Origin of the sequence: Dialister sp. (genome assembly GCF_036343215.1) — a bacterium.
Classification (GTDB): Bacteria; Bacillota; Negativicutes; order Veillonellales; family Dialisteraceae; genus Dialister.
This window is the reverse complement of record NZ_JAZASU010000042.1, coordinates 1-14,474: the sequence shown is the minus strand read 5'-3', so window position 1 is coordinate 14,474 and position 14,474 is coordinate 1. Positions and strand designations below refer to the sequence as shown.

Here is a 14,474-nt window from a genome sequence, read left to right as displayed (position 1 = left end):
AGTAAGGTGCCGGGGTGGCTGATTGGTCGGATATTTCCATGACCTTTCGGTTGAGGAGGACTTATTTCTTTTGTAAAAATGAAGTGAAAAAATTTTCACCGCGCGGTAATTGGAGTTTCTGAAAATCATCTGAATCCATCCCTCCGCCGGCTCGATCGATTGTGTACATCCGGGTGATGAGGGATTTCTTCAGGGGCCCTTTCATTCGCTCCACTGGTATAGTAGCAAAAAACGCGATTTGTATCATTAGAAGTTTATTAAACTTTTGCGATTTTACAATGATTTTTGGGGTAACTTATATCTTCGAAGACTTTTGAATCGGGAATTGCCGGGAATCTCGGGGATGATCGGGGATCTCGGAGCGGTGGCGGGCATAAAAATCAGGAAGCCCGCCATTTTATATTTCTTTTTTAGTCTCGACTCCTTCATGAAGAGGAAAGCTAAATTATAACTCTGCGGCGCCTTCTACTGTTGCGCCGCACCTTCCCGATATTCCCGGGATTCCCGAAACGAATCCCGATAATCCCGTTACATAAGTTTCTATAACAGAGAGCTTCCTTTCCACCTTATTTGCTTGTCACTTTTATGTAGATTTCCATGCTATAATATAGGTAACCGGTCGATTGAAAGGAGCGTGAGCCATATGTGTGATACAGCTGAATTCCATCAGATTCTACAGCAGATCGTCTCGATATATAAGAAGGTCTATGGCAAGTCCATCGTTCAGATCATACTGTATGGTTCCTTTGCCCGTGGTGATCATACGGACGATTCGGATATTGATATCGCTGCCATCGTTCATGGCGAGCGGGCGGATTTGCAGGAAAAATTGAAAGAAGTCTGGGACTTTTCTTCAGATCTGGAAATCGACTATGGCATCATCATTTCTCCGACCGTCATTCCCTATGAGGAATATGTGAAATTCAAAGATGATCTGCCCTATTATCGGAATATAGAACGAGAAGGGGTGAATGTCTCTTCTCTGGCAGGATAGAATCCCTTTTCAAAGGGAGTTTTTTTATTTCTGACGATGTAAGAAGTGGTAAGTGAAGGTGTTGCCGCTGATGAGGCAATGTTTTGATATGAGAGAATGTGAACGGTTGAATGCTGATTCCTATGAAGATGGGGATTTTACGATGTATACTTGCCATCTATTTTTTTATTTCGTAAAATATATATAGAAAAAACACGATAGTTGTCGATGGAGGTTTCTATGGACTACAACGAGGAAGAACTTCTGAGTCATCAGAATCCTGCTTATGATCAGGCAGCGAAAATGTTTCTTTCTAAAAAGAAGATGCTTGCCTGGATTCTGAAACGGGTAGTCGTCGAGTACAAAGATGTCTCCCTGAAGGATATCGAGGAAACCTATATCGAAGGCGAACCGCAGGTCAGCGTGGTTCCTGTCAATCCGGACCATCCCGTGCCGCAGAGCATCAAAGGAAGCAGGAATGAGGACAGCAGCCCTACGGAAGGCAAAATCGTCTTTGACATCCTTTTCCATGCCAGGGCACCGGTATCAGGAGAACTGATTACGCTTATCATCAATATTGAAGCGCAGAAACAGTACCCTGACAAGTACCCGCTTATCAAACGTGGTGTCTACTATGCCTGCCGGGCTCTATCCTCTGAAAAGGAAAGAGAATTCACCGGCATCGACTATGGTAGTATCTGTAAAGTTTACTCCATCTGGCTCTGTATGGAACCGCCGGCAGGAGAAGATAGCTCCATTAACAGCTATTTCCTCATGGAAAAACAGCTGCATGGAAGCCACATGGAGGATCCCCTGCTTTACGATTTGATTAATATCACCACTATTTATCTGGGAAAATCAGATGATGGGGATAGACTTATTTCATTATTGAGACTATTATTTAAAGAGGAAATCAGTGCCGCTGATAAGAAAGAGCGGCTTTTGGAAGATTATGACCTGAATCTCACTGACGATATGAGAGAGGAGCTGAGCATCATGTGCAATCTGAGCGAAGGAATATACGAAAGAGCCTACAGGAAAGGCGCTATAGAGGAAAGGGCAAAAATAAACATTGAGCACGTTTTGAAGTTATTGAAAAATGGTGTCTCCGTTTCCATAATTTCTGATACTGTGGACATTTCAGCTGACGAAGTAAAAAGGATAGCGGATCAGTACCACATTTCCCTTCTACATTAATCAGCAGGCTGAATCGGAGCTGAGCCTCATGTGCAACCTGAGTAAAGGGATTTATGAAAGAGCTGCGGTCCCAGAGCGGGAAAAATTGTGCTTAAACTTTTGGAAAATGGTATTAAGCTGTCAATAATAGCCGGCTCCAGCGGCCTTGCGACAGGACGAATTGAACAGATCGCTCGTAAAAATCATCTTTCCATTGTATATTAATCAAATGAAATAAATAGAAAACCACGGAGCGCCATCCGTGGTTTTTACTATTTATGAATTTGTACGAATGAATTCAGGGAAGAGTGGTGATGTGAATCCTGCGTGGGATGGCTTCTATTTCTTCATGATGTCCAGGGCATGTGAAATCCTGACAGCAGAGTCCATCTTCCGGGAGGACGGTGATCGTTTTGCCTGTGCCTCTGACAGATTTTTCATGCTTTATGATTGATGACGAGAGAAGGCCGGCATTTCGACAAGTCTGTCCCCTCACCGCTTTCGCGGAGCTCCCCGGGTTGCTTGTTCCTTTTAGCACATTTTCTACTTGTACGATAGTACATCCCCCAGTCGTCTTTGGCGACAGCCCCCTCGAACTTCGGGGGGCCTGAGAAGGGAGCCATTCGCCGGGCGGGGCTCGCGTTTGGGTCAATTAGCAGATTTTTCATGCTTTATGATTTATGACGACAGAGAAGACCGGCATTTCGACAGGTTCGTCCCCTCACCGCTATCGCGGAGCTCCCCGCACTTCGGGGAGTGCGCATTTTACGACAGAGGCAAATAACATGCTGATGTTTTGGCAGTTAGCCTTATATGTGTTGATGCCATATTTTCAAGGTGAACGTACTCCCGCCTATAGAGGCGGGAGCTTCCTGCTTCTCTGAGAACAGCATCGTAATTCCTGAGAATTCCGTCGTCTTACACTCTCTCCACAGGCGTAAATTTCCGTGGGTCCCACGGTATTTTATTCATTATGCCATTCAGGCAAGGCTGATGCGTCTGGCTTCTTCCCGGATATTTATGGCCGCATTTTTATCACGGTTATGATGCATGCCGCATACTGGACAGGTCCATTCCCGGACAGACAGGTTTTTCGTCTTCGGATTTTTGTGCCCGCACTTATGACAGAGCTGGCTGCTGGGATACCATTTGTCTACTTTAATCAGCTGTTTTCCCTGCCATGCCAGTTTATATGCCAGCATGTTCACAAATGTATTCCAGCCATTATCTGCCACTGACTTTCCGAAGCTGAATCTTCCTTTCTTTTTACGCCTTCCCATGGTCTTTACGCTGATATCTTCGATGCCTATGGCATCATATTGATCTGCCAGGTATCGGGATTTCTTGTGAAGGAAGTCTTTTCTCTTGTTGGCTGTTTTTTCGTGAATCACGGCAAGCCTCTGTCTCTGCTTTTCCCAGTTCCGGCTTCCGTTCTGTTTCCTTGAAAGTTTTCTCTGGGCCCGGACCAGTTTCTTTTCCGCTTTATGCAGGAATTCCGGATAGGTACCGTCTTCTTCATCAGAAGCCGCATAAAGCCCATGCATGGTAAAATCAAGGCCAAGGAACTGTTTCGGTATGATGGGAAGTACTTGGTTTTCATACTCCACAAGGATACTGATATAGTATTTCCCTGACGGTGTTTGACTGATGGTGACGGTCTTTATGGTGCTTGTTTCCATAAGAGGACGGTGCAGGCGAATTTTTACCCAGCCAATCCGGGGAAGTTTGATCCTGCCATCCTCAATGCGGACAGAACCTTTCTGGTTGTTGGTGGAATAGGAGTTATGTCCGGCCCTTTTGGATTTGAAATGGGGAAGTCCGAAATAGCTGCGATTTTTCCAGAAATTATTATATGCTTTGTCCAGATTCATCTGGGCATTGGCAAGGGCAAGGCTGTCCACTTCCCGAAGCCAGGGGAATTCGGATTTATACTGTGCCGGGGTGTTATGAAGTTTTTTACCGGTTTCCCTGTAATAGGAGATGCGGTCGCCAAGCATTTTGTTATAGATAAATCTGGCACAGCCAAATGTTTTCGCAAACATGGCTTTTTGATCCGCTGTGGGATACAGTCTGTAGCGATATGCCTTGTTCACCCTTCTCATCTCCCCTGTGTTTCGATGTATTTGCGGATAATTTCTATAGGAGCCCCGCCTGTCGTAAGCAGGCAGTAACTTCTGGACCAGAACATTTCTTTCCAGAGTTTCTGTCTTACTTCAGGAAAATCTTTTTTAATCAGTCTGGAACTGGCACTCTTATAGGCGTTGATGAATTTTGACAAGTCCGTATTCGGATTGGCCCGGAACATAATATGTACATGGTCCCTGTCATGATTCCATTCTTCCAGAGTGATGTGGTAAGATTGGCCGATACGCACAAAAATATCTTTTGCATATTGGCTCATGTCATCAGAAAAAACTTTTCTTCGATATTTTACTACCAGCACAAGATGGTAATACAGTAAGAATACTGAATGATTATTATTGTCCAGTTTCATATTGGAATCACCATCCTTTCTTATTACTACTGATTGTATCATGAAGGCATTTACAGAACAAGCGATCTAAGAAATTATTCGCATAAATTCCACATAACCGCCTTCATCCCCCACCTAAGAGGTGGAGGACTTTTGGCGGATAAGGTTAAATATTTATTCTTGCGGCGCCCATGAATTTGCGCCGCACCTTCCCTGACTACGGACTACGGACAACGAATATCTATTTCTATTCCTTTATCCCTCTAACGCACATGCGTAATATTTCTAGCTCAATAACAAATAATTCTTACTATGGGCAACCTGCTTATGATATAATAATCAATGTGTAAGTGTGTCTTTTAATGATTCACCACATATATTTTATTCCCTTTTTCATCTCAGCAAGGAGGCAGATGAAGTGGAAACAAAACGTGATTTTATCTGGAAGATGGGTGGCCAGCAGGGGCAGGGCGTTGAGTCCTGCGGTGAAATTCTGGGCCGCGTCCTGGCGCAGGAGGGGTATTCTCTTTTCAGCCAGCGCCTTTTCGCATCCCGTATCAAGGGTGGTCATACGACCATTGCTCTGCGCATTGCAACAAAGGAAGTCGCTACGATTGGTGAGCATGTAGACTGCCTGGTAGCTCTGGATCAGGAAACCATTGATCTTCACGGTAAAGAAGTGCCGGAAGGGGGCGTTATCATCGCTGATGATGCTTTCCATCCGAAGTTTGAAGCGCATACGGGCCGTATGGTGCTGGCTCTTCCGATTACGGAAATGGCAAAGAAATATGGCAGCCTGCAGATGAAGAATATCGCAGCTCTCGGTATGAGTGCAGGCGTCCTGGGCTTCCCGGAAGATCCTTTCTATGGATTCATCGCTGACCGTTTCGCCAAGAAGGGCGAGGAAATCATTTCCAAGAACAAGCAGATTTTCAAGGATGGCTATGATACGGCCATTTCTGCCATGAACGGTGTGGAACTGGGCAAGCTGGCTACTCCTCCGAAGAAGGATCAGCTGTACCTCCTCGGTAATGAAGCGGCTGCTCTGGGGGCCATTTCTGCAGGTTCCCGTTTCATGGCTTCTTACCCCATCACTCCGGCTTCTGAAATCATGGAATATATGATCAAGGTGGTCCACAAGATTCATGGTACTGTAGTGCAGACGGAAGATGAACTTTCTTCCTGCATGATGGCTATGGGCGCAGGGTATGCAGGTGTCCGCGCATTTACAGCTACTTCCGGCCCCGGGCTTTCTCTGATGGCTGAATCCATTTCCATGGCAGCTATGGCAGAAATTCCGGTAGTTATTATCGATGTGATGCGTGCAGGTCCTTCTACCGGTATGGCTACGAAGGTAGAACAGAGCGATATCCGTTATGCCATCGGCTCCGGTCATGGGGATGCTGAAAAAATCGTCCTTGCAGCTTCTTCTATCGAAGACTGCTACTATATCGTCCAGGAAGCTTTCAACCTGGCTGAAGAATTCCAGACTCCGGTCATCGTTCTTTCGGACCTGCAGTTTGGTATGTGCAAACAGTCCGTACCGGCTTTCGATCTGAACCGCATTGGTATCAACCGCGGCAAACTGGTCACCGAAGGTCTGCCGGAACTGGACACGAAGAAAAAAGCATATTTCCACCGTTTCGAAGATGTGGAAGACGGCATTTCCCCGAGAACCATTCCGGGCGTGAAGAATGGTATGTTCCTCTCCACGGGCCTGGAACACAATGTATTCGGCAAACCGGCTGAAGGCCAGGGCGACCGTGTGATGGAAATGGAAAAACGTCACAGAAAATTCGCCGGTGTTCCTTCCGCCATCCAGCCGTTTACTGTGGCTCATGAAGAAACGGATACGGACCTTCTCATGATCGGCGTCACTTCCACCAATGGCGCTCTGGAAGAAGCCAGAGAAGAACTGGAAGCAGAAGGAAAGAAAGTCAACCATCTCCAGCTCCGTCTGCTCTCCCCATTCCCGACCGAAGCTCTCCGTCCTTATATCGAAGGGGCGAAGAAGGTCCTCATTGTCGAAGAAGATCTCACCGCGCAGCTTCGTGAACTCTTTGCGATTCACTTTGCCTGCCATGATAAACTGCTGTCCCTCCTTCAGTACGACGGCACCCCGTTTACAACCTCTACGATCGTGAATAAAGCTAAGGAGGTCTTCTGATTATGGCTTCACCGAGAGATTATAAAAATACAATTGTCCCGAACTGGTGCCCCGGCTGCGGCGATTATGGCATCCAGAATGCCATTTCCGCTGTCTGCGCAAAAATGGGCTGGCCCAATGAATCGATTACCCTGATTTCCGGGATCGGCTGCTCTTCCCGTATCGGGGGCTATCAGTACTGCTATGGCGCTCATACCACCCACGGCAGAGCGCTGCCCTTTGCACAGGGCATTAAATGTGCGAATAAAGATACCCATATGATCGTCTGCTCCGGCGACGGCGATTCCTATGCCATCGGTCTGGGCCATGCCATGCATGCCATGAAGAGAAATATGGATATCACTTACCTCGTTTTCGATAACCAGGTATATGGTCTCACCAAAGGCCAGACTTCCCCGGCTTCCTCCAAAGGTTTCGTTACAAAAACGACTCCGGATGGAAATCCCATGACTCCGCTCGATGCTCCTTCCATGGCTATTGCAGCCGGCGCTACTTTTGTAGCCCAGGCTTATGCCATCGATGGAAAAAATCTGGTGGACATCATCCAGAAGGCAGTGGAACATAAAGGTTTCTCTTATGTGAATATCTTTACTCCCTGCGTGACTTTCAACCATTTCAATACGGTTCAGTGGTATAACGAACATCTGAAGAAACTTTCCGATGTCCGCGGAGACGATTATGATCCGTCCAGCAAGGCCCAGGCTATGCACCTTCTGGCTGAGACCGAAAGCCTTGTGACCGGGGTCATTTACGAAGAAAAAGACGCCATTCCTTTCGGTGAAATCGTACCGTCCAAAGACGTATGCCTCACCGACCATGTGGAAAAACCGTCTGCAGAACTCTTTGACTCTCTCTGCAAAGAATTCAGATAATGCTTTCACGGCTTGCGGGAAAGGGAAACCGGAAGCGGAAAGCCATTCGGGCGAAATGCGCCCAAAAGGAGCAGGACTATTATGGCATCTGACAGAATGATGGAATATTACTACTCCATGGGGCAGGACTGCCTTCGGATGGATGATCCGGAGAATGCAGTCGTGTATTTCAAAAAGGCAGCCAATATGGGTGCCTCGGAAGCAGCACTGGAAATCTTCTCACTGGGCCAGCAGTGGGAAAAGGGCGACGGAATAGAGAAAGATGAGGAGAAAGCGGAAAACTGCTACAAACTGGGCGTGGAATATGACATTCCTGAGGCCAGTCTTTCGCTGGGAAAACTCTACCTCCGCGGGATTAACGGTGCGAAACCAAATCCAAGAAAAGCAAGGCGAGCACTGGAAAACGCTTCTGATGAAGGAAGCGCGGAAGCAGCCTCCCTCCTTGGCAAGATGTATGATGAAGGCATCATGGGCAAAGTCAATCCTGACCGGGCTTTCAATTACTATCTTCTCGCCGCAGAGCGGGGAGACAGCGGGGCCATGCTCATGACAGGCATGTTCTATGCCCAGGGGTCCAGTGCCCGGAAAGACCTTAACGCCGCAGAAATGTGGATCCGGAAAGGCCGGGATGCGGGGGATCCTGACGGGGATACGACGCTCCGGGTATTTCTTGCCGTAGCCTGCAGCGAATATATTACAGGGGAAGCAGGAAATATCGATCCTGCGAAAGCCTGGAATATGGCGGGAGAAGCAGAAAGCCTGGGGGACAAAGAAGTCTTCCTGCGGCTGGGCCTCGCTTACAGCCATGCTACAAGCCTTAAAGATCATGATGTAAAAGCCTTCGAAGCCTTCAAAAGGGCCTCCAATAACGGTTCCCTCGTCGCTTCCGCTCATCTGGGCCTCTGCTATGAAGCAGGAATCGGAGTGGAAGAAAATATCGACGAAGCCGTACGGCTTTATAAAAAAGCCTCTGACGAAGGCCTCCCCTTCGCCATGACCCACTACGCCTGCGCACTGGCTGCCGGCGAAGGAGGAGAAAAAGACGAAAAAGCCGCTATGAACCTCCTCATAAGGGCCGCCATGAAAGGGGATCCCGGGGCCATTCAGATTCTGAAAGAGGATTATGACTACGAATTGGCCTAGGCTTTGGAAATGAAAAACTGTCCTGCATGTATGTGCGGGGCAGTTTTTTGATGGAAAGTTATCATTTTTCCTCTGAAGGCTTACAGCAGAATCCGGAAGTTGGCCTTTTTTCAAAGTGATTTGACCACTTTGGCTTTATTGAGTATATAATAGTCATATGTGACGTTTCGTAATTTCTGCCCCATAAGAAATTATGATTGTTGAAAGGTGTTGTTTTAGAAATCGGGAAATACAATAAAAATGAAATTCAAATCACTCACTCTTGCCATTCTTATTACTGTTTCCGCCATGCCTGCTCTGGCAGCCGGTCCGAAAGCTCCTGAAATTACGGCCGATTCAGCAGTCATCATGGATGCGGCAAGCGGGAAATTTCTCTATGAGAAAAATGGCAATAAAAAAGAATACCCTGCTTCCATGACGAAGATGATGACCTGCATCCTTTCCATTGAAAAGGCCAATCCCTATAAGACAATCAAGGTCAGCCGGAATGCGGCCAATGTGGAATCCACCTGGCTTTCCGGCGGGGAATGGATTACCCTGGATAACCTGCAGAACCAGCTCATGCTCGTCTCTGACAATGGAGCTGCTACAGCCATTGCGGAGAATATTTCCGGAAATCTTGCTGCTTTTACCGATATGATGAATGAAAAGGCAAAGACCCTCGGCATGACAGGTACACACTTTGTAAATGCCAATGGGATGCCCGATGAAAATCATTACTCCACGGCTGAAGACATGGCTCGCCTGGCCCGTTATGCCATGGAAAACAAGACTTTCCGCCGCATCGTGGGTACCCGGTCAAAGACCGTTCATTATGAATATCCCCGAAAGAATTACTCCTTCATGAACAGTAATGAGCTTCTCTATTCCTATAAAGGAGCTACCGGCATCAAGACCGGCTATACCAGGGCTGCAGCAGGGTGTCTCGCCGCATCGGCAATTCGTGATAACAGGGAACTTATTGTCATCATCATGCATTCCAGAGACGGGGAGACAAGATTTAAGGAAGCAGCTCAATTGCTGGACTATGGATTCGCTTTGGAAAATGGTCAAAGTCAGGATATTACCCGGAATCATTGACCAATTCATAAAAAATGCACAGCCCCTGTGATCAGGATGCCGAATGGTATCAGCAGCGTAAGTGCCTCAATGGAAAATTTTCTGTGATTCTTGAATAAGTGTGATATAATATCCAATAGAAAGGGATAGCCAGTAATATTCCCCCGCCAGGGATGGCTCCCTCATATTTCTTGAATGTTTGAAGAAAGCCTCCTTAGCCTTATGGGTAGGCTTTTTTCAATGGAAAAATGTTATTTTTTCATCATTGTGGCGATCAGTATGCCGAATGAAATCAGCAGTGTAAGCACTTCGCAAGTACTCATATGATCACCCCCTCCGAGGAGGGAAGCCTTTTACCTGACTATTTCGGTCAGATTATACCATATGTGAAGCTGTAAAATACATTGATTTCAAAGTGAATGTTCAAGCAAAGTTATCAGTTTGCAGTTATCAGTTCACAGTGGTGGTGCGGTGCGAAATCGAAGGCACCGCCTTTTGGTATTTTATGATATTTAAATAAATTTCCTTTCAAAAAAGCCCGCCTCATCATTCTGAGGCGGACTCTTTCTTAACTGATAACTAAGAACTGATAACTGATCACTTTTGAAATACAGTGACAATAACGATTGACTGAATAACAGTTTTTCTTATAGTAATATATATTTCAGTATGAAAATGACGGTGAGGCACATCATGAGTAAGCTGACTTTGTCTTTATGTCCTGTAATCATATTGATCAGGGTATACGTGATGATACCGAAGGAAATGCCTTCTGCAATGGAGTAGGCAAAGGGCATGGCAATGATGGCAAAGTAGCAGGGAATGGCTTCGGTGGGATCATTGAAGTCGATTCCGGTGACTGCGGTAAACATGAGGAAACCTACGATGATCAGGGCCGGAGCAGTAGCAAAAGCAGGGATGGCCATGAAAATCGGGGAAAGGAAAATGGAAACAAGGAAAAGAACAGCTGTAGTAGTCGCTGTAAGGCCGGTCCGGCCGCCTTCGGAAACGCCGGAAGCACTTTCTACGTAGGTAGTGGTTGTGGAAACGCCAATCAGTGCGCCTACGGAAGTTGCTACGGCATCAGCCATGAGGGCTCCTTTGATATGGGGAAGTTTGTTATTTTCATCCAGCATATTGGCTTTGGAGGAAACGCCGACCAGGGTGCCGATGGTATCGAAAATATCGACGAAAAGGAAGGAAAGAAGGACGACTACGAAATTGAAGGTGAAAAGCTGGGAGAAGTCCAGTTCAAAGAGAAGGGGCGAAATGCTCTGGGGAGCAAAGGAAGCAATGCCTGCGGAAAGATTCGGCAGGGTGCTGAAGGCGCCCATTTTCGGATTTGGTAAGTAAAGGCCGGAAAGTTCGCAGAGGATGCCGAGAATCCAGGTGAAGAGGATGCCCCAGAGGATATTGCCTTTCACTTTTTTCACCATGAGAATGGCGGTGAAAATGACACCAATCAGAGCCAGAACGACAGGAGTTCCGGTAGTAGCAAAAGTTCCTGCTGTCAGGGCTCCCTTGAAGGAAAAGAGGGAAATTTTCGTGGCCGGATTGGCTACGATAATGGATGCGGAACCTAAACCGATGAAGGCTATGAAAAGTCCGATGCCGGCGGAAACGGCTTTTTTCAGATTGACCGGAATGGCATTGAAAATGGCTTCACGGACATTTGTCAAAGAAAGGACGATGAAAATCAGACCTTCTACAAAGACGGCAGCCAAAGCCATCTGCCAGGAGTAACCCATCTGTTTGACGACGGTAAAAGCAAAAAATGCATTGAGTCCCATGCCCGGAGCCAGGGCAAAGGGGTAATTGGCCATAATGGCCATACACATGGTCCCGATAAATCCGGCAAGAGCCGTAGCTGTCAGGACGGCACCTTTATCCATACCGGTAGCGCTCATAATACTGGGGTTGACGGCCAGAATGTAAGCCATGGTCATAAAAGTAGTAATACCTGCCATGATTTCTGTCCGGGCGGTGGTGCCGTTTTCCCTGAGGTGGAAAATCTTCTCAAGAAGTCCGGATTCGTTTTCCATAATACCCTTCCTCTCTCTTTCCTACAGTGTAGAAATAAAATAAATTATATTATCATTATATGATTTTTATTTCGTTGAATCAATGAGATTTTAGAGGGGAATTGTGTGGTAAAATGGGGATATGTATAGAGTCAATTGCGGTGGTCCGTGAATCGTGATCCGGGAAGGTGCGCCGCTGATGCGGCGCGATTTTATATGGGGAATGAGCCGAAAATTGATGAAAACGGTAGAGCTATTTCCCGTTATGGATGGTTAGACAATACATTCAGCCTTTCTATTGGTCAGGATTCTTTCAAGGCTTTCATATAAAAATTGCGGCCGACAGGCCGCCACCTTCACGGACCACGGACCACGATCCACGGATCACGATTATGATCAGGTTTATGATATAGATTGAGAGGGAAACCATGTCTATATGCAACATCTGCCCGCGGAAGTGCAAGGTGGAGCGGAAAATTTCCATAAAGGATGAGGGAAAGCTGGGATACTGCCGGTGCGGTATGCTGCCGGTGATTTCCCGGGCGGCCCTTCATCACTGGGAGGAGCCCTGCATCGCAGGGACCCGCGGGGCGGGGACTGTTTTCTTTGCGGGCTGCAATCTTTCCTGTGTATACTGCCAGAATTATGAAATATCGGAAATGAGAAAGGGTATCGAAGTCTCCGTGGAAAGGCTTCGGGAAATTTATTTCGAATTAATCGCCCAGGGGGCCCACAATATCGACCTCGTCACGCCCACCCAGTATACCCATGCCATTTTCCAGAGCCTTCGGGAACCACTCCCGGTGCCGGTGGTCTATAACTGCGGGGGCTATGAAAGTGTGCACACCGTGGCCTTTCTCCGGAAGAAAGTCCAGTGCTGGCTGCCGGATCTGAAATATGCCGATTCGAAAGCGGCAGCCCGTTACAGCAATGCGCCGGATTATTTTGAGGTGGCCACGGCGGCCATTGAGCAGATGTTCCGACAGACAGGGCCTTATCAGATGGATTCGGAGGGAATCCTGCAGAAAGGGGTCCTCATCCGCCACCTGATCCTCCCGGGACAGGTGGAAAATACGAAACGGGTGCTGGAATACGTGGCAGAAACTTTCGAACCGGGAGATGTCCTTTTCAGCCTCATGCGCCAGTACACCCCCTGGGGCAGGGCTTCGGAATTTCCTGAAATCAACAGGCCCATTACGGATGAAGAATACGAAGAATGCGAAAACTATATGGAAGCCCTGGGCATCGAAGATGGCTACGTGCAGCAGAAAGCATCGTCCAATGCCAATTTCATTCCCGCCTTTGACGGGACAGGGGTGCTTAAGTCGGAGAAATAAGGAGCCCTGGGGACAATTATTGTGGATGACTTTTGTTATAAAGTTATCAGTTATCAGTTCTTAGTAATCAGTTGTAGTGGCGTGCAATATGTATAGAAGCACGCCTTTTTTATTGGCTGGCAGTATGGGAAGTATAAATAAAAAGGCCCGCTTCCATAATTTTGAAGCGGGCCACCTTCAACTGCGAACTGCTAACTGAGAACTGATAACTTTTAATCCAACCGGTTTTTTAACGGTTAAAAAGTTATCAGGCATTTATCATCTGTTCAGCTTTATCTCTGATTTCCGGAAACGGGATGAAGGGCTCGGGCTTTTCGGGGTGGGGGAGGCATTTTTCCATCCAGATCATGTCGTACCAGCGGCCAAATTTCCAGCCGCATTTTTCGAATCGTCCCACGAGGCGGAAATGGAGGGTTTCGTGGAAATGGAAAGAGTCCATGGGAAGGGATTCATCTTCATGGTCCAGATAGGCGATGCAGGAGTCAAAATTGTAGACGTTCTGGAGAGTGAGGATATCCATGAGCTTTTTAAGAAGAATTTTTCCCAGACCCTGATGGCGGCTTTCTTCGGCAAGGTACATGGAGAGTTCCACGGCATGCTCATAGGCCGCCCGGGGATGGAAGGCGCCGGCATAGGCGTAGCCCAGGATGGTTCCATCTTTTTCTGCCACCACATAGGGATAGCGGAGAAGGGTATTTCGTATGCGGTTTTGAAATTCTTCCACCGACGGCACGTCATACTCAAAGGTGATGGCCGTTTTTTCCACATAGGGAGCATAGATGGAAAGAAGGGCCGCAGCATCGTTTTCGGAAGCGAGACGGAAATGAAGAATGGCTGAATTGTTATTCATGATGAATCACTCTTTTTTATAGTTATCAGTTCTCGGTTCTTAGTTAGCAGAAGTCTGAATGGAAACTGTTTGTCTGAAAACTGTACATTGGGGTTAATGGGTAATTGTCAGCGAATCTTTATGTCGTAAGGAAACTGTTCGTCCGGGGAGCTGTACATTGGGGTTAATGAGTAATACTCCGCGAAGTCTTTTGCCTGAAGGTAACTGACAGGTGAAAAAACTTTTCATTTTATATTGATACACTCCAAAGTTTTCTTTTTCGGGATTCTGGGAACTGCTAACTGATAACTGCAATATCATTAACTTAACAGCTGCTAAAGTGCTTCCAAATCGAAATTTCTCTATTGCGTTTAAAGGAAATAGGGCCTTATTCACCCTGTTCGGAGTAAATTTTAGTAGTTTT

Annotated in this window: 14 protein-coding genes; 8 read left to right on the top strand and 6 right to left on the bottom strand. The window is 46.9% G+C overall.

From position 1 onward, the window contains the following. Positions 1-643: 643 nt before the first annotated feature. The 3 genes from VZT47_RS06825 to VZT47_RS06815 all read left to right on the top strand — a co-directional run bounded on the left by VZT47_RS06825 (position 644) and on the right by VZT47_RS06815 (position 2,603). The gene (locus VZT47_RS06825) at positions 644-994 is read left to right on the top strand and encodes a nucleotidyltransferase domain-containing protein (RefSeq protein ID WP_330224221.1); all 351 of its coding nucleotides are present in this window, start codon (positions 644-646) and stop codon (positions 992-994) included. A gap of 219 nt (positions 995-1,213) precedes the next feature. After that, positions 1,214-2,170 carry a hypothetical protein gene (locus tag VZT47_RS06820; protein ID WP_330224220.1) on the top strand — a complete coding sequence of 319 codons (957 nt, stop codon included), beginning with the start codon at positions 1,214-1,216 and terminating at the stop codon, positions 2,168-2,170. Between the two features lie 241 nt (positions 2,171-2,411). Beyond that, the gene (locus VZT47_RS06815) at positions 2,412-2,603 is read left to right on the top strand and encodes a hypothetical protein (RefSeq protein ID WP_330224219.1); all 192 of its coding nucleotides are present in this window, start codon (positions 2,412-2,414) and stop codon (positions 2,601-2,603) included. Positions 2,604-3,129: 526 nt separating this feature from the next. On the opposite strand, the gene VZT47_RS06810 is transcribed toward VZT47_RS06815, so the two are convergent. Together VZT47_RS06810 and tnpA are read right to left on the bottom strand one after the other, a co-directional pair. Further along, entirely contained in the window at positions 3,130-4,242 is a 1,113-nt protein-coding gene (locus VZT47_RS06810) for an RNA-guided endonuclease TnpB family protein (protein WP_442877427.1), read from the bottom strand. A gap of 5 nt (positions 4,243-4,247) precedes the next feature. Then, on the bottom strand, positions 4,248-4,643 hold the full coding sequence (gene tnpA / locus VZT47_RS06805; RefSeq protein WP_330224217.1) for an IS200/IS605 family transposase: 396 nt from the start codon (positions 4,641-4,643) through the stop codon (positions 4,248-4,250). Between the two features lie 397 nt (positions 4,644-5,040). Between tnpA and VZT47_RS06800 the strand changes: the two genes are divergently transcribed. The 4 genes from VZT47_RS06800 to VZT47_RS06785 all read left to right on the top strand — a co-directional run bounded on the left by VZT47_RS06800 (position 5,041) and on the right by VZT47_RS06785 (position 9,884). After that, the gene (locus tag VZT47_RS06800; protein ID WP_330224216.1) at positions 5,041-6,789 is read left to right on the top strand and encodes a 2-oxoacid:acceptor oxidoreductase subunit alpha; all 1,749 of its coding nucleotides are present in this window, start codon (positions 5,041-5,043) and stop codon (positions 6,787-6,789) included. Between the two features lie 2 nt (positions 6,790-6,791). After that, on the top strand, positions 6,792-7,661 hold the full coding sequence (locus VZT47_RS06795; protein ID WP_330224215.1) for a 2-oxoacid:ferredoxin oxidoreductase subunit beta: 870 nt from the start codon (positions 6,792-6,794) through the stop codon (positions 7,659-7,661). An 81-nt stretch (positions 7,662-7,742) separates the two neighbouring features. Next, complete coding sequence (locus VZT47_RS06790) at positions 7,743-8,804, top strand: tetratricopeptide repeat protein (RefSeq protein ID WP_330224214.1); 1,062 nt, start codon at positions 7,743-7,745, stop codon at positions 8,802-8,804. A gap of 240 nt (positions 8,805-9,044) precedes the next feature. Continuing rightward, positions 9,045-9,884 (top strand): D-alanyl-D-alanine carboxypeptidase family protein, encoded by an 840-nt coding sequence (locus VZT47_RS06785; protein ID WP_330224213.1) that lies wholly within the window; start codon positions 9,045-9,047, stop codon positions 9,882-9,884. A 230-nt stretch (positions 9,885-10,114) separates the two neighbouring features. Here the strand turns inward: VZT47_RS06785 and VZT47_RS10745 are convergent, their stop codons facing one another. Both VZT47_RS10745 and VZT47_RS06780 read right to left on the bottom strand, forming a co-directional pair. Next, positions 10,115-10,186, bottom strand: coding sequence for a putative holin-like toxin (locus tag VZT47_RS10745; protein ID WP_442877428.1), 72 nt, complete (start codon positions 10,184-10,186; stop codon positions 10,115-10,117). Between the two features lie 324 nt (positions 10,187-10,510). Next, positions 10,511-11,905, bottom strand: a complete 1,395-nt coding sequence (locus VZT47_RS06780) for an NCS2 family permease (protein WP_330224212.1) — start codon at positions 11,903-11,905, stop codon at positions 10,511-10,513. Between the two features lie 407 nt (positions 11,906-12,312). Here VZT47_RS06780 and VZT47_RS06775 point away from each other — a divergent pair, with 407 nt between their 5' ends. Then, positions 12,313-13,221 (top strand): 4Fe-4S cluster-binding domain-containing protein, encoded by a 909-nt coding sequence (locus tag VZT47_RS06775; RefSeq protein WP_330224211.1) that lies wholly within the window; start codon positions 12,313-12,315, stop codon positions 13,219-13,221. Positions 13,222-13,468: 247 nt separating this feature from the next. Here VZT47_RS06775 and VZT47_RS06770 read toward each other — a convergent pair whose 3' ends face one another. Both VZT47_RS06770 and VZT47_RS06765 read right to left on the bottom strand, forming a co-directional pair. Further along, on the bottom strand, positions 13,469-14,071 hold the full coding sequence (locus VZT47_RS06770; protein ID WP_330224210.1) for a GNAT family N-acetyltransferase: 603 nt from the start codon (positions 14,069-14,071) through the stop codon (positions 13,469-13,471). A 93-nt stretch (positions 14,072-14,164) separates the two neighbouring features. Next, the coding region (locus VZT47_RS06765; protein ID WP_330224209.1) for a hypothetical protein at positions 14,165-14,474 on the bottom strand (310 nt) is incomplete at its 5' end.